The sequence below is a fragment of the Terrabacter tumescens genome (assembly GCF_014646815.1).
Classification (GTDB): Bacteria; Actinomycetota; Actinomycetes; order Actinomycetales; family Dermatophilaceae; genus Terrabacter; species Terrabacter tumescens.
Genome location: NZ_BMNZ01000004.1, coordinates 444,642 through 467,952, shown reverse-complemented (window position 1 = coordinate 467,952; position 23,311 = coordinate 444,642). Strand labels below are relative to the sequence as shown.

The following is a 23,311-nucleotide window of genomic DNA, read 5'->3' as shown; positions in this document are numbered from 1 at the left end:
GACCTCAGCCGTGGATGTCGAGCGCCTCGCGCAGGTCGGCGATGAGGTCGTCGACGTCCTCGATGCCGACCGAGAGCCGGATGAGGTCGCTGGGCACCTCGAGCTCGGTGCCCGCGACGCTGGCGTGCGTCATGCGGCCCGGGTGCTCGATGAGCGACTCGACGCCGCCGAGGGACTCGCCGAGGGTCCAGAGGCTGACGGCCGCGCACGTCTTGACGGCGGCGTCCTCGCCGCGTCGCATGCGGAAGCTGACCATGCCGCCGAAGCGCTTCATCTGGCGCGCGGCGACGTCGTGGTTGGCGTGCCCGGGCAGCCCCGGGTAGAGCACCTGCGAGACGCCGTCGTGGCCCTCGAGGAACTCGACGACCTTCTCGGCGTTGTCGCAGTGCCGCTCCATGCGGATGGCGAGCGTCTTGAGCCCGCGCAGCGTCAGCCACGAGTCGAACGGCCCGGCGACGCCGCCGATGCTGTTCTGGTGGAAGGCGATCCGCTCCTCGGCGTCCTCGTAGCCCGGGACCGTGATGGTCTTGGCCGTCACGACGGCGCCACCCACGACGTCGCTGTGACCGCCGGAGTACTTGGTCGTCGAGTGCGTGACGATGTCGGCGCCGAGCGCGAGCGGGCTCTGCAGGTAGGCGGTGGCGAAGGTGTTGTCGACGACGAGCACCGCACCGGCCTCGTGCGCGACCGCTGCGATGGCCTCGATGTCGGCGATGCCGAGCAGCGGGTTGGTCGGCGTCTCGACCCAGACCATCTTCGTCTGCCCCGGGCGGATCGCGGCGCGGACGGCCTCGACGTCGCCCATGTCGGCGATGGAGTGCTCGACGCCCTGGGGCTTGGCGACCTTGTTGAAGTAGCGGTACGTGCCGCCGTAGGCGTCGTTGGGCACGACGACGTGGTCGCCGGGGACGAGCAGCGCCCGGGCCACGGTGTCCTGGCCGGCGAGCCCCGAGGCGAAGGCGAAGCCGCGGCTGCCGCCCTCGAGCGCCGCGATGCACTCCTCGAGCGCCGTGCGGGTCGGGTTGGCCGACCGGCTGTACTCGTAGCCGTTGCGGAAGCCGCCGATGCCGTCCTGCTTGTAGGTCGACACCTGGTAGATCGGGGGCACCACCGCACCGGTGAGCTCGTCGGCCTCCTGGCCGGCGTGGATGGCGCGTGTGGAGAAGCCGTGCTCGTCAGACATGGGTCCGAGCCTATGCCCTGGATGGGGACCGCCCCCAACGACCCGAGCCGCGCCCGACGCTCGTCTGAGATGCTGCCGACGTGGCCCTCGACTTCGACTACAGCAACCGCAGCGTGCGGCCGCGCGGCCCCGTGCTCTCGGCGCTGTCGGCCACGTTCCCCGGCATCCGCGCGGTCCAGGATCAGGTGCTTCCGTATGCCGTGTGGTGGGAGTCCCACAACCGCGTGGCCGCTGCGGGTGGCGGGCCCCTGTGGGTGGCGCTCGGCGACTCGATGACGCAGGGCATCGGCGCGAGCGCGCCCGACTGCGGCTGGGTCGGGCAGCTGAGCGGGCGCCTCGCAGCGCGCGGGTGGGACCACCGCCTGGTCAACCTCGGGGTCAACGGCGCCCGGGTCGAGGACGTGCTCGACCGACAACTGCCGGCGCTCGAGTCGCTCACGGCCGGCGCCGCTCCCGCTGCGCTCGTCACGGTGGTCATCGGCTCGAACGACGTCGTCGTGCGCCGGCACCGGCGGGGTCTCGTCGAGCGGTTCGACGAGCTGCTCGACCGGCTGCCGCACGGCGCCCTGGTCTCCAACCTGCCCAACCCGCACCGCGAGGCACGCGCCGTCGACGCGATGCTCCGCGAGCGGGCCGACGCAGGCAGGCTCGTCCTCGTCGACATGCGGCGTGACGGTCCGCGCTCGTGGCGCGGGCGCCTGGCCTCGGACAAGTTCCACCCCAACGACCGCGGCTACGCCGAGATGGCGGGGGTCGTGGAGCGCGCCGTCGACGCGGCCGGCCTGGTCGGCCCGGTCGGCCCGGTCGGCCCGGTCGGCTGAGCCGGCCACACGGCATACGCCCTCGGTGCGCGTCAGCGCGGCTCAGTCGAGCGGGTCGAGGATGCGATGGAGGAACTGGCGGGCGCGCTCGGTCCTCGGCCGGGTCAGCACCTCGTCGGGCGTGCCACGCTCGACGATGACGCCGCCGTCCATGAAGAGCACCTGGTCGGCGACCTGCTGGGCGAAGCGGATCTCGTGCGTGACCACGACCATCGTCCACCCCTGTGCTGCAAGGTCTTTCATGACGAGGAGCACCTCGCCGACGAGCTCGGGGTCGAGCGCCGACGTCGGCTCGTCGAAGAGCATCAGCTTGGGGCGGATCGCGAGCGCGCGGGCGATGCCGACGCGCTGCTGCTGACCGCCCGAGAGCTGGTAGGGGTAGGCGTCGGCCTTCTCCTCGAGCCCGACGAGCCGGAGCAGCTCCTTCGCCTCGGCGACGGCCTCGGCCCGGTCGCGGCGCTGGGCGAGCACCGGTCCGGCCGTGACGTTCTCGAGGACCGTCAGGTGCGGGAAGAGGTGGTGCGACTGGAAGACCATGCCGCTCTGGGCGCGCAGGTCGGCGACCTGCCGCTTCGTGACCGGGCGCCGGGCGAAGTCGACCTCGACGTCCCCGATGCGCACGACGCCGGCGTCCGCGACGTCCAGGGCGTTGAGCGACCGCAGCACCGTCGTCTTGCCCGAGCCGGACGGCCCGATGAGGACGGTGACGCTCCCGGGCATGACCTCGAAGTCGATGGACCGGAGGACCTCGTGGTCACCGAAGGACTTCGCGAGGCCGGACACCGACACCAGCGGACCGGTCTGCGGGGCAGGGGTTTTCGGGGTCTCGCTCATGCTGCGACGTACCTGTTCTGTCGTTCCTCGAGGCGGGACTGCCCGAAGGAGAGCGCGAGGCAGACGACCCAGTAGTAGACGGCGGCGACGCCGTAGAGCGCGAAGAACTGGTACGTCGGTGCCGCGGCCTCCTGGGCCACGCGGAGCAGCTCGGTGACCTGGATGGTCGAGGCGAGCGAGGTGTCCTTGACGAGGGAGATGAGGGTGTTGGACAGCGGCGGGATCGCGGTCCGCGCGGCCTGCGGCAGGACGACCCTGCGCAGCGTCGTGACGTAGCCCATGCCGACCGTCGAGGCGGCCTCCCACTGCCCCTTGGGCACCGACAGGATTGCCGACCGGATCACCTCGGCCGCATAGCCGCCGACGTTGAGCGTGAAGGCGAGGATCGCCGCCGGGAAGGGGTCGAAGCGCACCCCGAGGGCGGGGAGGCCGTAGTAGATGATGAAGAGCTGGAGCAGCAGGGGCGTGCCGCGGATGACCGAGATGTAGAGCCGCGCCAGGGCCGAGACCACGCGTACCGACGACAGCCGCATCAGGGCGACGCCGAGCGCGAGGACCAGCCCGAGCACGAAGCTGATCAGCGTCAGCGGGATCGTCGACGTCACCGTGGCCCGCAGCAGCGGGCCCAGCGAGTCGAGGATCAGCGCGATCGTCTGGTCGTTCACGAGGCGGAGGCGGCAGCCGGCTGCTTCGAGACGTCGGCCGAGAAGTACTTCTGCGAGATCTTCGCCAGCGTGCCGTCCGCCTTGAGGTCAGCGAGCGCCTTGTCGATGGCGGCGACGAGGTCGGAGTCCTTGCGGGTCGCGACGACCTGCTCGGAGACGTCACCGGTCTTGGCGGCGATCTTGACGCCCTGGTCACCGGTGGACTTGAGGTAGTCGAGCACGGCGAGGCTGTCGTTGACGGTCGCGTCGACGCGCGACTGCTTGAGCAGCGTGATGGCCTGCGTGAAGCCCTCGACCGACTCGACCTCGGCGCCGGCATCCTTGGCGACCTTGGTCCAGTTGCTCGTCAGGCTCTGCGCGGACTTCTTGCCCTTGAGGGCGGCGAGCGAGGTGATCGACGAGTCGTCGGCGCGGGTCGCGACGACGCCCTCGGACCACGTGTAGGTGCTGCTCAGGCCGTAGAGCCCAGCGCGCTCGGGGTTCTTCGTCACCTGGTTGACGACGACGTCGAAGCGGTCGGCGGCGAGCCCGGCGAAGATCGAGTCCCACGGCGTCTCGACGTACTCGACCTTGACGCCGAGCTTGTCGGCGACGGCCTTGGCGACCTCGACGTCGTAGCCCGTCAGGGCGTTGGTCTTGGGGTCGTGGAACGAGAAGGGCGAGTAGGTGCCCTCGGTGCCGACCTTGAGCACGCCGGCGTCCTTGACCGCCTGGAGCTCGGACCCACCCCTCGCGCCGGTGCTGCTGCACGCCGCGAGCACGGCGGTCAGGAGGGTGGTGAGCAGGACGGTGAGGACAGACCTCGAACGCATGGTGGGCACTTCCTGGTGGATCGGTCGGGGATGGTGACGACCGTCAACCTATAAGCCCACCTTGGGATGGGCATAATCCGGCGAGGTCGTCCATCGCGTGCCAACCACCGCCGTGCCGCCCGCATTCCCGTCCTGGCGTGTCGGGCTCGGCGACAGGCCCCGCGCCGGGGTGAGGGCGAGCCCGTCAGTCCCGGAGCGAGCGCACGTACTCGTCCAGGGCAGCCCGGTCGGTGCCGAGCGTCTTGACGTCGTGGCCGAGCGCCGTGCTCGCCTCCCCGGCCGTCATCGAGTACGTCTGGCCGGCCGCGGTGACGTGGACCGCGTCGAGATTGGTGACGGTGCCGAGCAGCAGGGTCGCCGGGGCGCTGAAGTCGGTCGTCTCGAACGGCTTGGCCGGGTCGGTCAGGGCGATCGTCACGGCATACGGCTTCCTCGTCGTCCACAGCGAGAGCGTGTAGCTGCCCGCCGGACCGAAGCCCGCGTCGCCCACGAGCGCGATGACCTTGGAGTTGTCGCCGACGTATGCCGTCCGGTGGGCCCACAGGGCCTGCGCCCGGGCGTCCGCCCCGACCGTCGCGGACGACCCTGCGTTCGAGGCGCCCGGGTCGGGGGTGGTGCAGCCGGCGAGCGCGACGGCGCTGAGAAGGAGGGCACCGAGGGTGCTGCGGACGGGGCGGGCCAGGTGGGCCACGGGCGGTCTCCCTTCGACGGCGCCGGGACCGGCGCGTTGCGGTGTACGGACGGGCGGCGCGCTCTTCCGGTTCCGGCCGACGCCCGTCGGCCGCGCGCGGCGCGCTGCCTCAGTCGATCCCGTGGTCGCGCGCCCACAGCGCGGCCGAGGTGCGGTCGCCGACCCCGAGCTGGCGGAAGACGTTGCCGAGGTGCACCTTGACGGTGCGCTCGCTGATGCCGAGGGCACGCGCGATCTGCTTGTTCGCCTGACCGCGCGCGACGTGGGCGAGCACCTCGCGCTCACGGTCGCTGAGCGCCGGGCCGGACGGGCGCCGTTCGGCCGACGGCAGCAGGGCCCGCGCGACGCGGGGGTCGAGCGGCGCGTGCCCGGCCGCTGCGGCACGGACGGCGTCGAGGACGTCACCGGGCTCGCTGTCCTTGAGCAGGTAGCCGATCGCGCCGGCCTCGACGGCGTCGCGCACCCGATCGGCCTCGGCGAAGGACGTGAGCACCACGACCGGTGGCGTGGCGCCGGTGGCCCGGAGCCGTCGGATCGCCTCGATGCCGTCGACGCCGGGCATCGAGAGGTCCATGAGGACGACGTCGGGAGCGACCTCACCGACGACCGCCACGGCCTCTGCGCCGTCGCCCGCCTCTCCGACGACGCGGAGGTCGCTGCTCGCGTCGATGATGGTGCGCAGCCCGGCACGCACGAGCCGGTGGTCGTCCACGACGACGACGGTCGTCATCGGTCCCCCTCCACGGGTAGTGCCAGCTGCCACTGCGTGCCGCGCCCCGGCGCCGACCGGACCCGCAGGACGGCCCCGACGTCGGTCGCGAGGTCCGCCAGCACGCGTACGCCGAAGTGTCCCTCGACCTGCGGCAGGCGCGCAGGGTCCAGGCCCACGCCGTCGTCCGTGACGGTCAGCACGACGGGGCGGCTCGGGTCGACGGGCTCGTCGGCCGGGTCCACGACACCCGTGGCGCCAGCGGCGCCCGTGACGTGAGCGGCGCCGCCAGCGACGGCAGCGTCGGCGGCGTCACTGGCGTCAGTGGCCGAGAGCCGGATGACGACGTGCCGCGCCTCCGCGTGGCGCACGACGTTGCGCAGGCACTCGCGGGTCACTCGGTGCGCCACCTGCTGGGCGGCCTCCCCGAGCCGCCCGGCCTGGGCCTCGTCGACGTCGACCACCACGTCGATGCCGCGGCCCGCGAGGGGCCGGGCGAGATCGGCGACGGCCGCGGCGAGCCCGGCGTCGGCGAGCCGCTCCGGGTAGAGGTCGACGAGGAGCGAGCGCAGGCTCGCGACGCTGGCGCGCACGGTCGAGGCCGCCTCCGTGATCGTCGCGGCGAGACGTGGGCGCCCGTCCGACCGGGCCGACTCGGCGGCGCCGCTGACGGCGAGGGAGCTCGCGACGAGGTCCTGGACCGGCCCGTCGTGCAGGTCCGCGGCGATCCGCCGCCGCTCGCGGGCCGACGCCTCGACGGAGGCCCGCAGCACCGACTCGCGCTGCGCCTGGGCGGCGCCGAGCCGGTCGAGCAGGCGCCAGATGATCGGGGCCATGAGGACGAGCAGGAGCAGCAGACTGCTCGCGAGCACCCCGGCGAGGCCGCGCCAGAGGTCGAAGGCCCGCGCGCTCACGGGCTCGTAGTCGCCGTAGACCTCGAAGAGCAGCTCGGCCCCCGACGGGGTCCATACGGGACGGTAGACCTCGAGCAGCTTGCCGCCGTAGCGCTCGAACTCGTTCTCCGAGCGGTTGAGGTCGGACACCTCTGCGCGGGTCTGGGGCTGGGCGAGCGTCGCCCGCTGGTCGTCCCCGAGCGCGAACCGCTGGCCGACGAGCCGGGTCTCGTCGGCGTAGACGATGCGACCGTCGGGCGCCCACAGCTTGACCCGGACGATGCCGTTGGGCAGCACCCGCTCGCGCACCACCTGGTCGAGCGCGTCGTAGGCCGCGGCATCGCCGGTGAGCAGGGCGTCCTGCAGGACGGGCTGGACCACTGCGAGCGCGAGCAGGTTCGTCGTGTGGGCGGCGTCGTTGACGGCCTCGCGCTCGGCGAGGCGGCTCGCCGCGAACGACGCGCCCACGACGACGGCGACGAACACGGCCAGCGCCGCGATCGCCAGCTGCACGACCATGCGCCGCCGGCTGGGCAGCGGTCGGACGGGCGCCGGCGTGACGCCGTCGGCGAGCGTCCACCACGGGGGGAGGTCAGGGTGGTCGTGGTGGTCACGCCCGCCGACGGCGCGCGGCGTCTCCGGGGACTGGGGCTCCCCGGAGCGCGCCGCCGCCACAGGCATCGGGACCGTGTCCGTGGTGCCTGTGCGGTCGGGGCGCCGGCTGGTCAGTGGTCGTCACCACCCGAGTCGTCGGAGCCGTGGCCACCCGACGAGTGCGAGCCCGAACGGTGCGAGCCGGAGTCGTCGGAGCCTGAGTGCCTCGACGCCGAGTCGTCGCCCCCCGAGCGCGACGACCCGGAGCCGGACGATCCCGAGCCCGACGAGCCCGACGAGCCCGACGAGCCCGACGACGACCCCGAGGCCACCCGGCCACCGTGGTCGTCACCGGCCTCGGTCCGCGAGTCGCGCGGTCGGTCGCCGCCGTGGTCGTCACCGGCCTCGGTGCGCGAGGCGCGGGGACGGTCACCGCCGTGGTCGTCACCGACCTCGGTGGTGCGGCTGGGCATGGGCGTGGCCACCGGCGTGCCCGTGTGGGGGTTGTCGTCACCGGACTCGGGGACGACCTGGGCGGAGGCCGGCACGCGGGCCGGGACGCTCTGGGCGAAGGAGCTGTTGCCGACGAGGCCGAGGGTGGCCGGCACGAGGGCGGCGACCGCTGCGGCGGCGATGGTGAGGCGTCTCATGAGGGTGGGACCTTTCACGGTGAGGTGGGCGGGTCAGCGGGTGCTGTGGGTCCACCGTGCGGCCTCGGGACGGGCAGGCACCATCGGGCTTTGGTCCTAGTACCTGTCCCCCATGACGTCCCGGCGGCGCCGACGGTTCACCGCGACGCCACCCCCGCCAGCCCACTCAGAGCCCAATCAGAGCCCACTCAGAGCCCACTCAGAGCTCCTTGGCCCACTCGCGCGTCCACCCGGTGACGACGAAGCCGATGCGCTCGTTGATGGCGACCATGTGGGTGTTCGTGTCGGCGTTCCACGTGCGGACGGTCCTGACGTCGGGGCGCTCTCGCTGCAGGGCGCGCAGGTTCGCGAGCTTGACCGCGAGGCCGAGCGCGTGGCCCCGGTGCTCGCGCAGCACGAGCGTGTCGGACTGGATGGCGAGGTCGGGCTGGCCGGGCCGGACGAGCAGGTCGGTGAAGGCGACGAGCCGCCCCGTCGGGACGTGCCGGGCGACGGACTCGAGCGCCCAGATCGGGCTGGGCGTGTTCCACTGCTGCCTGACCCGCTCGGCGTCCCAGTCCTCCTCGTCGAGGTCGATGTCACCCGACGGTGCGTCGGTGCTCATGCGCCGGGCCAGCACCGCGCGGTCCTCCAGCCACTCCTCCGGGAGCGCGTCCACGGCGGTCTCGATGACGTATGCCGTGTCGTCGGGGCCCGGGTCGAGCGCGGTCAGTGCCGCGTCGTCGACAGGCAGCGCGAGGTCCTGGCGGAGGTCGAGCAGGGTCTGCCGGTAGCCGCTCGCCCTCGCGAATCCCGTTGCGGCATCGCCCTGCTCGACCGGTGCGCCGCTGTGCTCGTGGATGCGGGTGCACCCGTCGTCACGCAGCGACTGCTCGCACCGGGCGAGCAGCAGCGAGCCGATTCCCTGCCGCTGGTGGTCCGGGTGCACCGAGAGCCACACGCCCGCCGTGTCGACGTTCTCGCGGGTGCGCCGGATGGTCTGGGCGGCCGCGACGGGACCCTCGGCACCGTGAGCACCGGGCTGCAGGACGACGAAGGTGCGCCGCACCTCGTGCCGGCGCGGCGCGATGTCGAGGATCTCCTCGATGGACGTGCGCGAGGTGCCCTCGCCCCACACGGCGCGGTTCGCCGCGTGGTGCACCTCGAGCCATGCCTCACTCGCCGGGTCGCCGACGGCGAGCTCGATCTCCTTGACCTGCATGCTCATTCGCCTGCCTCCGTGACCTTCTGCCACTCCCGGCTGTAGCCGTCGACGGTGTAGCCGAGCTGCCGGTTCACTGCGAGCATGTGCTCGTTGGAGGCGGCGTTCCAGGTGCGCACCGCTGTGACCTCGGGCAGCTCGTCCATGAGCCGCAGGGCGTTCGCCGCCTTGAGGCGCAGCCCGAGGCCGTGTCCCCGGTGCTCCGTCAGCACGAGCGTGTCCTGCTGGTAGGCCAGCTCCGGCTCACCGGCCGACACCGACACGGTCGTGAAGCCGACGAGGCGGCCGGACGGCATGTGCCGGGCGACGGTCTCGATGACCCGACGGCCGGATGCCGCGGCTCGCGCGTTGCTCGCACGCAGCCGGTCCGCGTCCCAGTCCTCCTCGGTGACGTGGAGGTCGTCGGCCGGTGCGTCGGTGCTCATCCGCTGCTGCAGCACGGCCCGGTCGTCGAGCCAGGCCTCCGGCATCTCGTCGACGAAGCTCTCGAAGGCGTAGTCCTCGGCGCCCGGACCCTCGACCGCCCCACGCAGCGTCGCCCGGTCGGCCGGGAGTGCCTGCTCGCTGCGGAGCACCGTCTGGGCCACGACGAAGCCGTGCCTCGTCGCGAAGTCCTCCGCCACGTCGCGGCCCCCCTGCACCCACTCGGTCTCGGCCATGAGGGTCGAGCGCTCGTGCTCCGCAGCCAGACGCTCCGCCTCCGCGAGCAGACCGGACCCGACACCACGGCCGCGTGCCGACGGCAGCACCGAGAGCCAGAGCATCGCGGCGTGCTGGTTGTCCCGCAGCGGCAGGTGCACCTCGAGCGCCCCGACCACCTGGCCGTCGGACCACGCGGCCCGGGCCACTCGCTTCTTGTCGGCCCCGCGGACGAAGCCCTGGACCTCCTCGAGCGTCCACACGCTTCCTCGCTCGCCGAAGATGTCGCGCTGGGCCGCTGCGTGCACCCCGATCCAGTCCCGGGCCGCCGGCTCCCGGCTCGGGTCCAGCAGGTCGAGGGGCCTGATCTCGAAGTCGTCGTTCACGGGCCAGAGTCTGTCGGCCCGGCCACCGCGGAGGCGAGCGATTTGTCCGGGACCGCCGCCACACGGCATACGCCAGCGGTCAGGCATACGCGGGCGGGCGCGGACGTTACAGGGACGTAAGACGCTCCCGGCAGCAAGGATGTGACACTGGCATGGTGTTCGGATTCGGTAGGAAGTCCCAGATGCCCAGCCGCGACGAGGCCCTCCCCGGCCGCGCGGAACGACCGTTCGCCGTGAACCCCACCCACGTCGTGCTCGGCACCCCGATCGACGGCCCGTGGCCCGACGGCTCCGAGGTGCTCTACGTCGCGATGGGGTGCTTCTGGGGGGTCGAGCGGATCTTCTGGAAGCAGGACGGGGTCGTCTCGACCGCGGCGGGCTACATGGGCGGCTACACGCCCAACCCGACCTACGAGGAGACGTGCACCGGCCGCACCGGGCACGCCGAGACGGTCCGCGTCGTCTACGACCCCACCCGGACGAGCGCCGAGCTGCTGCTCAAGGCGTTCTGGGAGAACCACGACCCGACGACGGCGAACCGGCAGGGCAACGACATCGGCACCGCCTACCGCTCGGCGATCTACTGGACGACCGAGGGGCAGCGGCTCGCGGCCGAGGCCACCAAGGAGGCGTTCCAGAAGGTGCTGGACGACAACGGCTACGGACAGATCTCGACCGAGATCCGCTCCGCCGACGACGCCGGCCCGTTCCACCTCGCCGAGGACTACCACCAGGGCTACCTGCACAAGAACCCCGGCGGTTACTGCAACCACGGGCCCAACGGCATGACGTGCCCCGTCGGGATCGTGCGCCAGGACCAGCTGCCCGCGCAGCAGGACATCGCGCCGCCCGCCTGACCCCCGTCACCGCGACACGGACGCGCCCACCCCGACCGGGTGGGCGCGTCCGTGCGTCACGACGGGGAACCCGCCGCCGCGGCCTCGCGTCGACGGTCAGCCCACCTCCCCCCACGAACCCCGACCCAGGAGCCCCCGCATGAGCAACGAGCTGCAACGGCTGAAGCAGGACGAAGCCGTGACCGCCGCGCACGACGAGGCGGTGGCCCGCGGCGAGAAGCGGGTGCTGCGCAGGACCACGACCGGCGAGCTGCACAGCTACCCCGCGGACGAGATCGGCTTCACCCCCGGTCGCGGTCAGGCCCAGGTCAGGACGTGGTGGGGCATGGCCGTCCTCGCGGTCACGATGGCTCTGCTCTCCCTGCTGGCCGTGGTGGGGATGTTCGTCGTCCCCATGTCCCGGGGCGACGGTCCCCAGTGGGGTGGGCTGGTCCTCGTCGCGATGGGAGGACTGTTCACGTGGTATGCCGTGCGGCTCGCTCGCGACGAGTACCGCGCCAAGCAGGTCCGCCGGGAGAGAGGCTCCCCCGAGCCCGGCGCCTGAGACCCCGAGTCGCGAGACACGGACGCCCCCACCCGGCTCGGGTGGGGGCGTCCGTGCGTCCCGATGCGTCCCCGCTGTGTCCCCGCTGTGTCAGGGCGGTGTCAGGGCGTGCAGGCCGTCTCGTCGAAGTGGCCCGGCGTGCCCGGGTAGGCCTGCCCCGCCCCGTGCTCGTTCTGCCCCGGGTAGACCATGGCGAGCTCGCGGAAGGCCGAGGTCCCCGCGGTCGTCACGTCGGTGCCGGGACGGCCGGCGCTCGAGGACCAGGCCAGCTGCTGCAGCCAGCCCTGCATGGCCGGCGAGTGGCCGCGCACGTCGTTGAAGCCGCCGTAGGCCGCGTTGCAGTGCGTGAACAGGTTGTAGGCGCCGTTCCAGTCGATGAGCCGGTCGCCCGCGTTGGGCCCGTTGGCCGTGACGTCGCCCTGGAGCACGTCGCGGTCCCAGCCGCCGTAGATCCAGTCGGTGCCCTGGTGGTGGTTGTCGTTGGCCGGGTCGGCGTCTGCCAGGCCCGTCATCTCGAACCACAGGCACGGGTCGACGGTGGTCGTCGCCTTCTTCGCGCCGGACGTCAGCGGCCAGTCGCCCAGCGTGCAGCCGCTGCCCGGGGCGTAGGTGCCCCGCGGCCGCACGTCGAGCAGGTCCGAACCGAGCACGTCCTGCTTCGCCGCGTCCGACTCGCCCGCGCCGCCGAAGAGGTGGTCGACGAACCGGTCGTCGGTCCCCCGCGAGCTCGGCGTGAAGACACCGCCCACGAGGCAGTCGGGCGTCGCGGCGTCGAGGACGGCGTCGCAGCCCTGGCCGCCCCAGAGGACGTCCTCCCCGTCGCCGCCGAAGACGTCGTCGCCGCCGCTGTCGCCGCCCACGACGTCGTCGCCGTAGCCGGCGTGGATGGCGTCGTTGCCCGAGCCGCCACGGATGAGGTCGCGACCGCCCTCGTCCATGCCGTTGTGCAGCATGGCTGCTGCGGTCGAGGCGCCGACCCATTGGTCGCCGTCCACGTCGTGGAGCAGGTCGACCCGTCGGTCGTACGCTCCCCGTGCGAAGGCCGTGAACGTCTCCTTGGGCGGGCTGTTGAGCGTCACCGAGGCCTGGGCCGGGCTGTCCCCCGCGCTCAGGAGCTGGTTCACGACGCCGCCGCGGTCGCCGACGATCGCGTCGCGGCCGCTGTCGCCGCTGATGCGGTCGTCGCCGAGCTCGCCGTAGAGGTCGTCGTCGCCGTAGCCGCCGGAGATGACGTCGTTGCCGTCCTGGCCCCAGATGCCGTCGTTGCCGTCGTCACCCCAGATGACGTCGGCGCCGAAGGCACCGGCCACCTCGCACGTCGCCTGCGCCGTGGTGCAGAAGCGGGTGCTCGGCCCGGGCAGAGCCGGGTCGTGGGTGCGCGACGTCGTCGCGTCTGACGGCACGGCCCCGTCGGGGTAGCGGTCGGTGTAGACCCTCTCGGTCTGCGTGCCGCTGCCGCCCTGCAGGGTGCGCAGGAGCGACCCGTTGTCGCCGAGCACGACGTCGTCGCCGCCGTCGCCCTCGATGACGTCGGCGCCGTCGCGGAAGCCCGGAGCCGGGGTGCCGCCGATGATGTCGTCCTGTCCGGGCGTCGAGCTCGTGCCGCGCAGCAGCGCGGTCGGGCTCGCCGAGCCCGGCCAGGCGGCCGTGACGTCCGGGACCGTGGTGCCGTGGCCCGAGGCCTGTCCGAACGGCAGGTCACCGAAGAGCAGGTCGGCGCCGCCGTTGCCCTGCAGGTGGTCCGCGCCGGCGTCGCCGGTCACGGCGTCGTTGCCGTCCTGGCCCTCGAGCACGTCGACCCCGTCGCCGCCGGAGAGCCGGTCGAAGCCGTAGAGGCTCGCGGACGGGGTTGCCAGCAGGTCGGTCCCGCGGTCCCACGGCTCGATGACGCGGGGCGCCATGGCCGTGCCCGGCGTGCTGCCGAGACGGACGGTGACGGACGAGGGAGCCTGGCCTGCGACGGGCCTCAGGACCTGCCCGTTGTCGCCGAGCAGGACGTCGTCACCGGGGCCGCCGAAGACGGCGTCGTCGGTGTCGGGCTGGCCGGTGGTGGCCGCTCCGACGCTCGCACCGGTCACGCCCGAGGGGGTGGAGCTGCCGCCGACGAGGTCGTCGTCGCCGAGGTCGCCCTCGACCCAGTCGACGTCCGGGCCGCCCTCGACGTAGTCGTCGCCCGCGTCGCCCTTGAGGCGGTCGGTGCCGCTCTGGCCGAGCACGAGGTCCTGGTCGTCGCCGCCGAAGACCTGGTCCGCCCCCGAGTTGGCAGCGGTCGGGGTGGCACCCAGGTCGAGCAGGACGATGCGGTGCGTGGCCGCGAAGCCGCGCATGCGCGTGATGGGCGCCGAGTCCGCCGCGCTGACGCCTGACGTCACGACGGCGTTGTCGCCGGCGATGAGGTCGGGGCCGGCGTCGCCGTAGAGCACGTCACCGGCGTCCGGGCGGCCGATGCCCGGGCTCGCCTGCTGGAACGAGCCACCGACGACCTCGTCCTCGCCGCGGTCACCGTGGACGGTGTCCGAGCCGTTGTTGCCCTCGAGGTGGTCGGCGTCGTCCCCGCCGTTGACACGGTCGTCCCCGAGGCCGCCGTATGCCGTGTCGTCGCCCGCGCCGCCGAAGAGCTGGTCGCCGCGGCCCGCGGTGACAGGCGTCCCCGCGAGGTCGAACGGGATCGCTGCCGCGTCGGCGGACGTCGACGGGTCGTCGACGGTGCCGTTGTCGCCGATGAGGATGTCGTCGCCGGTGTCGCCGGAGAGCACGTCGCCGGCGTCGGCCGGGTCCGTGTCGGTGCGGCCCGAGGCGCGGGTGCCGCCGTAGACGAGGTCGTTCCCCTCGCCGCCGCTGGCCCAGTCCGCTCCGTCGTTGCCCTCGATGACGTCCGCGGCGTCCTGGCCGTAGAGGACGTCGGCACCGGTGTTGCCGAAGAGCCGGTCGAGACCGGCACCGCCGTAGCCACGGTCCTTGCCGGTGCCGCCCCAGGCCGAGTCGGCGCCGTCGCCGCCGAAGAGGACGTCGTCACCCTGCTGGCCGCAGACGAGGTCGTCGCCGCCACGGGCGTCCACGCGGTCGGCTGCGCCGCCTGCGGAGATCGTGTCGACGCCGGCACCACCGGTGATGAGGTCCGGACCGTCGTCGGTGCTCGGGTCGCTGCCGCCCGAGGTGCCCTCGGGCACCGGGTCGGAGGCGACGGGCGAGCCTGCGCGACAGGTCTCGTCGGCGGCGGCCGTCGCGGTCGCCGCGTCGCGCAGCGTGTCACCGAAGATCGTGGACGGGCCGTCCCCGCCGATGACGTGGTCGCTGCCGCGGCCGCCGACGAGCGTCTTGGGCGATGGGGCCGCGCCCGCGGGCAGCGGCAGGTGCTCGACGTCACGGGTGTGCCCGAAGGTCACGCCCTCGATCGTCCCCGTGGACCTCAGCCCACCGACCTTGCTCGGCTCGGCCACGACGTAGTCGTCGTCGGGACCGCCGTACACGGCGTCGGCACCGTAGCCGCCGACGAGGGCGTCCTCGCCGCCGCCGCCGAGGAGGCGCGCCTTCTCGGACGGAGCCGAGTGGCTCGTGACGACGTCCTGCTCGCGGCTGCCGTAGACGACGTCGTCGCCCGAGCCCGTCTCGATGATGTTGGGGATCGTCGGCTGACCCGACGGGGTCGTGAGCGTGTCGGCAGGACCGGCCGCGTCGACGCCGAAGGTCTGCTCGGTCGAGGCGAAGATCGTGTCTGGGCCGGCGCCACCGGTCAGGGAGTCGCTCCCCCGTCCGCCGATGATCGTGTTGCCCTTCGAGTGGATCGTCGTCCCCGTGGTGCCGGGTCGGTCGGCAGCGACGCCGACCTTGTCGTCGCCCGGGCCTGCGTTGACGCGGTTGCGGCCGAGGCCGACGCTGATGACGTCGAGGCCGCCCGTTGCCGGGTCGGTGGTGGTCGGGTCGACGTCGAGCGTGCTCCAGTCGACGACGTCGCCGAGGCTCACCGACGTGATCTTCGGTGAGGAGTTCGCGACGTCGACGTCGTTGAGCGCCGCGGTGACGGCCCTGGTCGCCGGGAGGCTGCCGTCGCTCGACAGGCGACCGTCACCCGACACGTAGTCGTCGCCCTGACCGGTCGTGATGGCGTCGTCGCCCTCACCGCCGGCCACCCGGGCGACCTTGCCCACGGCGTCAGCCGTCACGATGCGGTCGTCGCCGGCGCCGCCGTCGACCCAGGAGCTGCCCGTGCCGGTCTGGATCTGGTCCTTGCCGGGCGTGCCGAAGACCACGGCGTCCTTGTCGAACGTCGAGAGGTCGGCCGCGCTCGTCGTCGACGACGGGTCGGAGTCCTTCTTCCCGTCACCGACGAAGCTGACGACGAGCGGCGTCGACGAGCCGCGGCCGTCGACGACGACCCGCTTGAGGCCGGGGTCGAGGTACTCGCGTCGCTCGCCGAGCATCTGCACGGCGAAGCCGTCGAAGTCGGGGTTCGTGCCCGCGTCGTCACCCGGCTTCTGGGCGAAGCGCAGGGCGGTCACCTTGACGACGTCCGACTCGGTGTCAGCCGTGTTGCCCCAGGGGTTTCCGCGCGCTGCGTCGGTGCCGAAGTGGCCCGCGAAGACGACGAGGGTGTCGCCGGTCGTCCCCCCGAGTCGTGGTGGTGGTGGGGTGCAGTTCGGTTTCGCCGTGAAGTCGAGCAGCGTGATGTCCGCGAGGTTGATCGAGAAGGACACGCTGAACGGCGAGAAGCCGAGGGTGACGTAGAGGCGCAGGAAGAGGCTGAGCCGTCCGGTCGTCGTGAAGAGGCACAACGGGTTGTTGACCGCGGTCTGGAGGAACTCGCTGACGCGGAACTTCCCGTCGTTGTTCGGGTCGTTCCAGTGGAACCCGATCGTCAGGTGCAGACCACCCTCGATGCCGACCGTGATGATGACGGCGGTGACGGCTGCCCCTGCGGCGATCTCGCCGTCGAGCTGCACGACCGGCACGGGACGCCCCGCGGAGTCCGTCGTCTTGAAGTACAGGCCGTCGAGGAGCTTCACGGCGTCGACGGACGTGCCCTTCTGGGCTGCCTCCACGGCATACCTGATGCCGGCGGTGTCGAGACCCGCCATGAAGCGCAGGGTCACCGACGCGGAGCCGGACAGGGTCACCATGACGGGCGGCGGCGCGTACACCGGCCCGAAGGACTGACGCCACGTGAAGCCGAGCGTCAGCGGGCCACTGTCGAACTCGACGAGCGAGACGTCGCTGCCCATGAGCAGGCTGAAGACCGACGACGGGTTGTCGAGGATGGGGAACGTGAAGCCGGACTTGTTGGCCGAGCCCTCGTCACCGGCGGAGCCGAAGACCTTGCCCTTGCCACCCTTGGCGTTGAGCGCGTTCTTGACGGCGCTCTCGCTGGCCGGGGCGGCCGTGTCGATGAGCGAGCCGCCCGTGCCCGGCTCGAGGCTGCTCGTGGGCGAGACGTCCGTGTCGAGCGCCTTCGCCCCGCTCACGGTGAAGCTGCCGATCGGGATGAGGCACGACGGTCCGCCGCCCCCACAGTCGGGGAGGTTGTTGATCAGGGTCGTGAGCGCCGCGATCTTGTCGACGAAGTCGAGCTTCGGCCCGCCGGCCACCGTGTTGAACGTCTTGGCGAGCGTCATCAGGCTCACGTCGCCCCCGCCGGCCATCCGGCTGAGGTCGGACAGGACGGGGATCGGCGCGTAGAGCGTGTCGAGCACCGGCTGGAGCGGTCCCGTCACGGACTTGACCTTCTTGAGCACCGGGCCGAGCAGGTTCGACAGGAAGCCGCCGGCATCGATGGCGACGTCCTTGAACTCGATGGTGGGAGCGCCGAGGTGCTCGAGGTCCTTGTTGGTGAACTCCCACCCGAGGACGAAGTTCGCCTGCACGCCCGGCAGGACCGAGTCGGCAGACGCCTTGACGATCCAGTCCGCCTTGATCTTGGCGGTCAGGGAGATGCCGAAGAGCTCGGAGGCGTCACCGTCGCCGATGTCGGCGACGGTCAGCACGGAGGTGCTCGACTCCGACGCGTCCCTCGACGTGAGGTCGACGAGGAAAGCCCCGGCGAAGAGCGGCGCGCTGTTCTTCTTCTGCACGTCGATGTCGAGGAAGGCGAGCTGGGCCTTCATCGAGGTCGGCATGTCGAAGCGGGCGCCGAGACCGAACTCCGGTGCGGCGGCGCCGTCCTGCCAGGCGTCGTGGGTGTAGATGACGAAGCCCTTGTCGGAGCTGACGCCGGCCTTGAGGTGCAGCTGGAGGCCGAGGCCGTAGGTGATGGCGTCGTCCCCACCGGCCTTGAGGGCCAGGCCCGGGATGCCGATGTCGAGCGGCAGCTTCTTGTTGTCGCCGAGGCATCCCGATCCGGCGACGCAGCCGTCCTCGGGGGTGACCGTGCCGGCCTTGACGGTGAAGGCCAGGTTGATCCCCTTGGTGCTCGCCGTCGGGCAGTCCGACCGCTGGGGCTTGGCGGTCACGGGAGTGTAGGCCGTGGCCGCGGAGCTGCCGTCGTCGGTCCAGGTCTGCGTGCTGTCGGCGGTCTTGTCAACGACCTTGACGAGCTCGAAGGGCGCGCCGTCCTTGCTGCGCAGCACCTTGTACTTCTCGGCGCCGTCGCTCTTGGACCACGAGACCTTGATGGAGTTGCCGCTGCCGAGGGTGCTCCACGAGGTGGAGGTCTCGAGGCTCGGTGCCGACGGGAGGGTGTCACCGTCCGTGCCGGAGCCGTCGCCCTGGGTCGCGACGATCTCGTAGCGCCACTTCGTCGCGCCCGCCGTCGCCGGTGTCGCGAGGAGGGTCGGGGGGCCGGTCGGCTCGAGATCGAGCTTGCACTCGAAGTCGACCTTGAGCGTCGTCTGCTGCAGCCCGGCAGCGGTGATCGCCTCGGCGAGCTTGTCGTTGACGTAGGTGCGCGCCTCCGCCGGGCTGGCCGGGATGTTGCCGAGCCTGCTCTTGATCTGCGACCGGAGCGAGCCGATGGAGTCGGCGCCCTGCTGGAGGTCCTTGCCGACGAAGGGCAGCTTGCCGTCGAAGGTGGCCAGGCGCATCGCCTGCTCGATCTTCTCCAGGTAGCCGTCGAGGCCGGGGCCGATCTGCGTGAAGTCGGCGAACGCGCTGGCAAAGGCCGCGGACAGGTCGGGCACCTCGAACCGGGCCTTGGCCGCGTCGGGGGCCGGGAGGTTGCCCGAGAGGGTGGCGAGGTCGGCCGGGTCCGTGGAGTCCGGCAGCCGCAGTGCGATCGAGCCGAGGGAGGCCGGCGCGCTGCCCGGGACCATGGCGTAGAGCGGGACGGTGCCGCAGACCATGAGCTTGGTCGTGAGCCCCTCACCGCAGTCGACGGGAGTGTTGGACGCGTTGAGGCTGACGTCGAGGCCCGAGAGGAACGTCGAGAAGCTGACCGGGGTGTTCGGCGTGGCACTCGTGTCCGCGAGGTCGAGGCTGAGGTCGGCCTTGAGCGACACCTGCTTGGCGGCGTCGCCGCCGGGGTCACCCGCCGACACGGTGAGCGGGCCGATGGTGCCGGCCACGCGCCCGTTGAACTCGGCTGCGGCAGCCACGCTGACCTTGGAGTCGGCGAGGACCTTGAGGGTCGCTGCGTCGCCGGGGCCGGTGCCCGGCGCGAGCGGCACGACGAGGCCGACGTCGACACTCCCCTTGACGTGCACCGAGCCCTGCCCGGTCGCCGCGGCCGAGACGAGCGACTGGCTGCCACCGAGGTCGAGGCGCAGCGGCGCGTTGGTCCGGTAGTCGCGCTTCCAGTCGAGGTCGAGCACGACGCTGGGCGTTCCCGCATCGTCGAGGTAGCGGAAGTGCAGTGCCCCCGTGCCGAGGCGCTGGTCGAGGAAGGCGACGAGGTCCTGCATGTTCTGCGGCGGGTGCACCGACATGATGTCGATGGCGTCGTCGAGCGGCGACCGGAAGGTGTATGCCGTGTCGTCCGCAGGCGGGCTCGCCCACGTGTCGGTCAGGGTGACGGTGTCGCCGGAGACCGATGCGACGACGGCCACCTGGGTGCCGACGACGACCGTGCGCCCGACGAACGAGCTGTCGAACGTGCGGCCCACGTGCTGCAGGGTGTTCGAGCCGTAGTTGACGTCGCTCCCGACGCCCGAGGAGTCCCGCTGCATGAGGTCGCGCAGCGAGGTCCCGGTGCCCGGGATCTCCCGGCTGTAGACGCCCGTGGCGCCTCCGGGCTGGGCCTCGGCGAGCTGGGCTGCCAGGGTCTGCAAGGTCTTGAGGACGATGGCGAAGAGCTCGGCCTGCGAGCCCGGCTTGATGTCGAGCGCGAAGATCCGGGTGAGCCCGCTGAGGTCGAGCTGCGGCCCGTCGGCCCCGGAGAGCTGGGTGAGGTCGTTCCACGTCGCCGACACACCGACGTCGGTGCCGGCGGGCAGGAAGCCGTCGGCGTCCGGGATGGACGCCTCGAGGTCCGCGGTCGCGCGCACGTTGACGTCGACGTCGAGCAGGTCGCCGGCCTTGCTCGGCCCGGTCGGGCTTGACGTCACGAGCTGCGCGAAGAGCTGTCGCAGCCGGATGTCGTGCTGCGCGTCACCGGCCTGCTTGAGACCGATGGACAGCATGTGGCCCGCACCGGGCGCCGAGCAGTCGGCGGGGGCGGCGCTGTTGCACACGGCGAGGTGGCCCTTGAGGCGGACCTGGAAGAAGCCGGCGTTCGCGGTGAAGTCCACCGCGGTGTCGATCGGGAAGTCGGCCGTGAGCAGGGGGCTGCCCGTGCGCACGAGGACGCGGTCCGCGCCGAGCGGGAGCGAGGTCACGTTCGTCTTGAACGCGCCGGTGCTCTGGACGAACGGGCACGCCTCGGTGTTGCCCTCGAAGCCGATGCACGCGTCACCGGTCCTCGCGTCCTGCAGGTCCAGCACGAGCGTCAGGTCCGCTGCGAACGACGGCTTGACGGTGGCGAAGGTCTGGGCGGAGTTCGCCCGGAGGATGCCGCGTCGAGGACCGCCCGCGACCGGCTGGTCGGTCAGCCGGTCGCCGAACGTGACGGCACCGAGCTGCGCCTCAGGTCCGACGATGACGAACGGCGTGCTGGCAGAAGGCTGCCCACCGATCCACGGTCCGGACAGGGTGAGGGAGTTCTTCGTGTTCGACGCGATCTCCCCGGCGGACGTGCCGGCCATGACGCGCATGCCGGTCCATTGGTTCAGCTGCCACGGCTGGGACCCGTCGTCGAGCGTCAGGCCGGACGCGGCATACGTCGCCGAGGGGCGCGACGTGCGCGCGCTGCCGGCGTCCATGGCGACACCGGACGCGGGGGCGGCCCTGACCATCCTCATCCGGAAGGCGAGCTTGCTCGTCGTCGGGTCCCAGGCGAGGTCGTCGAGGCCGATGCCCGCCGCCTTGAGCCTGGCGATGAGGTCCTGGAGCGAGTCGAACGTCGGGTTGCCGACGGTCGTCGCGTCGAAGCCCGGCGGTGCCGGCTGGTCGGGGTCGGGCTGCTGGACGACGTTCGCCTTGAGGAAGTCGACGAGCACCTGGTTGGCCTTGACCGCGTCGGAGACCGTGCCGCGCAGGAAGGGCAGGTCGAGATTGCCGGTCGTCGGGAGGGGGCCGGCGCCGTCGGGGTCGAACTTGGCCTGCTGGATCCCCGTGAGGGCGACCGCCACCTGCGCGAGACCGTCGGCCAGGTCGCGCAGGCTCATGTTCTGGAACTTGCCGACGAGGCCGGCCAGCGTGGGCGCCGTGACGGTCGGCGCGCCCGTGGAGATGTTCGCCCACGCGACGGACACGTCCGCCGCGACGTTGGTCGGGAAGCTCACTCCCGCAAGGCCACTCGTGTCCGCTGCGATCGACAGGGTCCCGTTGACGGAGCCCGGGGTGCCGGGGTCGGAGGGGGAGCCGGACGGGTCGAGGCTCGCCGACACGAGTCCGGCGAGGGAGCCGTCGGCGGCGAGCTCGCCGTCACCCGCCCCGGCTGCGTCGAACGCGAGCACGCCGTCGTTGTTCGGGTCGGCGACGCGGGCGTAGGCGTGCGCGCGGACGGTGAAGTCGGTGCTGCTCAGGGTGACACCGAGGATGCCGACCGCGGCCTTGGCCGCAGCGGAGAGCTGTGCGGTGACGTCGACGTCGAGACGCGGCGCGTGTGCGACGTCGCTCGCGAGGTAGACGCGGTTGGTCGTCGGGCCCGTCCACACGACCCACAGCGAGAGGGTCGCCTCGACCGTGGCCGTGACGCCCTTGGGAGAGCTGAGCTCGACCTTGGGGCTCGCGGAGCTGACGACGAGCGCCTGCTGGGCCGCCGTGCGCGTCACCACGAGGTTGACGTGGACACGCTTGCCGTCGCCGAGGTCGTCGACCGACACGTCGAGAGTGCCGTTGCGGCCACCGGGCAGCGAGACCGACTCCCCCGACGTCGCGAGGTCGGCCCAGGTCGTCGTGCCCGCGAGGGCCGTCGCCACGCCCTTCTCGACGAGGTCGTCGGCGCCGGCCAGCCCGCCGGGGCTCGCCGACACGAAGGGGATCGGCTCGCCGAGTGCACCGACCCCGGCAAGGCCCGACGTCCAGGTGGCGAGGTTCGTCGAGCCGCCACTGCCACCCAGCAGGGCGACGACACGGTCAACCCCCGGATCGGGGTCGGCGGCGAACGCGGGCGACTGGCCGGCGAGTGCTCCCACGACGACGAGGAGCGAGGTGAGTCCTGCTCCGAGGGCACGACGAATCGACTTGCGCACCATGATTCTCCCCATGCGGAGGCGCGTCGTGTGCTCGGTCCCTGCGCGAGCCGTGTCCGCCACGCCCGTCCTTCGGCTCAAGGTAGTGAGGTCCACGTCACACGTCAGGCGAATCGTGGGAAATCCGGACGATCTGGTGATAGCGGGACGGGTGGGACTCGTGGGACACCTTCGGGTCGCAGCCGTTCCGTGGCGTCACGCTCCGGCGCGGACCCGGCGATGGCAGGATGCCGCCATGGCCGACAAGAGCTTCCACATCAGCCGTGAGACGACGATCTCCGCTCGCCCCGAGCGGATCCACGCGCTGCTCGACGACTTCCACGAGTGGCAGGCCTGGTCGCCGTGGGAGGGTCTCGACCCCGCCATGGAGCGCACCTACACCGGGTCGGCCACCGGGGTCGGCGCCATCTACGCCTGGCGCGGCAACAGCAAGGCCGGCGAGGGCCGCATGGAGATCCTCGAGTCGGAGCCGCTGCACGTGGCCGTCGACCTGCTCTTCGCCGCGCCGATGAAGGCCCACAACCGCGTCGACTTCACCCTGACGCCGGTCGGCGACGACACCCGCGTCGAGTGGGCCATGACCGGCCCCCAGAACGTCGTCATGCGCCTCATGAGCAAGGTCTGGTCGATGGAGAAGCTCGTCGGCCCCGACTTCGAGAAGGGCCTGGCACAGCTCAAGCGCACCGCCGAGCACGCATGAGCGAGTGGACGATCCGTCCCGCCACCCGCGAGGACGTGCCAGCGGTCGTCGCGATGCTCGCCGACGACCCCCTCGGCGCGGCACGCGAGGACCCGGCTGACACGGCGACGTACGACGCGGCATACGACCGCGTGGCCGCCGACCCGGCCCAGCACCTCGTCGTCGCCGAACGCGACGGGACCGTCGTCGGGACGCTCCAGCTCAGTGTCATCCCGGGACTGTCGCGACGCGGCGCGACCCGGACGATCATCGAGGGCGTCCGCGTGGCCCGGGACGAGCGCGGCTCGGGCCTCGGGACCGAGCTCGTCACGTGGGCCGTCGAGGAGTCGCGCCGACTCGGGGCCACCCTCGTGCAGCTGACGAGCGACGCGAGCCGCACCGATGCCCGTCGCTTCTACGAGCGGCTGGGGTTCGTCGCGTCGCACGTGGGTTTCAAGCTGCCGCTGGACGACTGACCCCGCGGACGCGTGTCCA

16 protein-coding genes are annotated in these 23,311 nt (G+C 72.2%); 5 read left to right on the top strand and 11 right to left on the bottom strand.

Features of this window, described 5'->3' with window-relative positions:
* Positions 1 to 4: 4 nt before the first annotated feature.
* The gene (locus IEY30_RS12550) at positions 5 to 1,183 is read right to left on the bottom strand and encodes a cystathionine gamma-synthase (RefSeq protein ID WP_030196579.1); all 1,179 of its coding nucleotides are present in this window, start codon (positions 1,181 to 1,183) and stop codon (positions 5 to 7) included.
* Between the two features lie 80 nt (positions 1,184 to 1,263).
* On the opposite strand from IEY30_RS12550, the gene IEY30_RS12545 reads away from it, so the two are divergent.
* Positions 1,264 to 2,004 (top strand): SGNH/GDSL hydrolase family protein, encoded by a 741-nt coding sequence (locus IEY30_RS12545; protein WP_052358436.1) that lies wholly within the window; start codon positions 1,264 to 1,266, stop codon positions 2,002 to 2,004.
* Positions 2,005 to 2,046: 42 nt separating this feature from the next.
* Here the strand turns inward: IEY30_RS12545 and IEY30_RS12540 are convergent, their stop codons facing one another.
* The 9 genes from IEY30_RS12540 to IEY30_RS12500 all read right to left on the bottom strand — a co-directional run bounded on the left by IEY30_RS12540 (position 2,047) and on the right by IEY30_RS12500 (position 10,078).
* Positions 2,047 to 2,838: an amino acid ABC transporter ATP-binding protein gene (locus tag IEY30_RS12540; RefSeq protein WP_030196570.1), complete on the bottom strand. Its 792-nt coding sequence runs from the start codon at positions 2,836 to 2,838 to the stop codon at positions 2,047 to 2,049.
* Entirely contained in the window at positions 2,835 to 3,503 is a 669-nt protein-coding gene (locus tag IEY30_RS12535) for an amino acid ABC transporter permease (RefSeq protein ID WP_030196566.1), read from the bottom strand. Before IEY30_RS12535 ends, IEY30_RS12540 begins: the two co-directional genes overlap by 4 nt.
* Positions 3,500 to 4,315, bottom strand: a complete 816-nt coding sequence (locus IEY30_RS12530) for an amino acid ABC transporter substrate-binding protein (RefSeq protein ID WP_030196563.1) — start codon at positions 4,313 to 4,315, stop codon at positions 3,500 to 3,502. The genes IEY30_RS12535 and IEY30_RS12530 overlap by 4 nt, the downstream gene beginning before the upstream one ends.
* 184 nt (positions 4,316 to 4,499) lie before the next feature.
* Positions 4,500 to 5,006: a DUF4825 domain-containing protein gene (locus IEY30_RS12525; protein WP_030196560.1), complete on the bottom strand. Its 507-nt coding sequence runs from the start codon at positions 5,004 to 5,006 to the stop codon at positions 4,500 to 4,502.
* Between the two features lie 109 nt (positions 5,007 to 5,115).
* A complete protein-coding gene (locus IEY30_RS12520; RefSeq protein WP_030196556.1) occupies positions 5,116 to 5,736 on the bottom strand; it encodes a response regulator in 621 nt (206 codons plus the stop codon).
* Positions 5,733 to 7,289 carry a sensor histidine kinase gene (locus IEY30_RS12515; RefSeq protein ID WP_081920413.1) on the bottom strand — a complete coding sequence of 519 codons (1,557 nt, stop codon included), beginning with the start codon at positions 7,287 to 7,289 and terminating at the stop codon, positions 5,733 to 5,735. Before IEY30_RS12515 ends, IEY30_RS12520 begins: the two co-directional genes overlap by 4 nt.
* Before the next feature lie 44 nt (positions 7,290 to 7,333).
* Complete coding sequence (locus tag IEY30_RS12510; RefSeq protein ID WP_030196549.1) at positions 7,334 to 7,852, bottom strand: hypothetical protein; 519 nt, start codon at positions 7,850 to 7,852, stop codon at positions 7,334 to 7,336.
* Positions 7,853 to 8,051: 199 nt separating this feature from the next.
* Positions 8,052 to 9,059, bottom strand: coding sequence for a GNAT family N-acetyltransferase (locus IEY30_RS12505; protein ID WP_081920412.1), 1,008 nt, complete (start codon positions 9,057 to 9,059; stop codon positions 8,052 to 8,054).
* Positions 9,056 to 10,078, bottom strand: a complete 1,023-nt coding sequence (locus IEY30_RS12500) for a GNAT family N-acetyltransferase (protein ID WP_052358435.1) — start codon at positions 10,076 to 10,078, stop codon at positions 9,056 to 9,058. The genes IEY30_RS12505 and IEY30_RS12500 overlap by 4 nt, the downstream gene beginning before the upstream one ends.
* 182 nt (positions 10,079 to 10,260) lie before the next feature.
* On the opposite strand from IEY30_RS12500, the gene msrA reads away from it, so the two are divergent.
* Together msrA and IEY30_RS12490 are read left to right on the top strand one after the other, a co-directional pair.
* On the top strand, positions 10,261 to 10,935 hold the full coding sequence (gene msrA / locus IEY30_RS12495) for a peptide-methionine (S)-S-oxide reductase MsrA (RefSeq protein WP_043416642.1): 675 nt from the start codon (positions 10,261 to 10,263) through the stop codon (positions 10,933 to 10,935).
* Between the two features lie 139 nt (positions 10,936 to 11,074).
* Positions 11,075 to 11,479, top strand: coding sequence for a hypothetical protein (locus IEY30_RS12490; RefSeq protein WP_030196529.1), 405 nt, complete (start codon positions 11,075 to 11,077; stop codon positions 11,477 to 11,479).
* A 101-nt stretch (positions 11,480 to 11,580) separates the two neighbouring features.
* On the opposite strand, the gene IEY30_RS12485 is transcribed toward IEY30_RS12490, so the two are convergent.
* A complete protein-coding gene (locus IEY30_RS12485) occupies positions 11,581 to 22,152 on the bottom strand; it encodes a calcium-binding protein (RefSeq protein WP_229674973.1) in 10,572 nt (3,523 codons plus the stop codon).
* A gap of 220 nt (positions 22,153 to 22,372) precedes the next feature.
* On the opposite strand from IEY30_RS12485, the gene IEY30_RS12480 reads away from it, so the two are divergent.
* Together IEY30_RS12480 and IEY30_RS12475 are read left to right on the top strand one after the other, a co-directional pair.
* The gene (locus tag IEY30_RS12480) at positions 22,373 to 22,837 is read left to right on the top strand and encodes an SRPBCC family protein (protein WP_030196521.1); all 465 of its coding nucleotides are present in this window, start codon (positions 22,373 to 22,375) and stop codon (positions 22,835 to 22,837) included.
* Positions 22,834 to 23,292: a GNAT family N-acetyltransferase gene (locus IEY30_RS12475; protein WP_030196517.1), complete on the top strand. Its 459-nt coding sequence runs from the start codon at positions 22,834 to 22,836 to the stop codon at positions 23,290 to 23,292. The genes IEY30_RS12480 and IEY30_RS12475 overlap by 4 nt, the downstream gene beginning before the upstream one ends.
* Positions 23,293 to 23,311 lie beyond the last annotated feature (19 nt).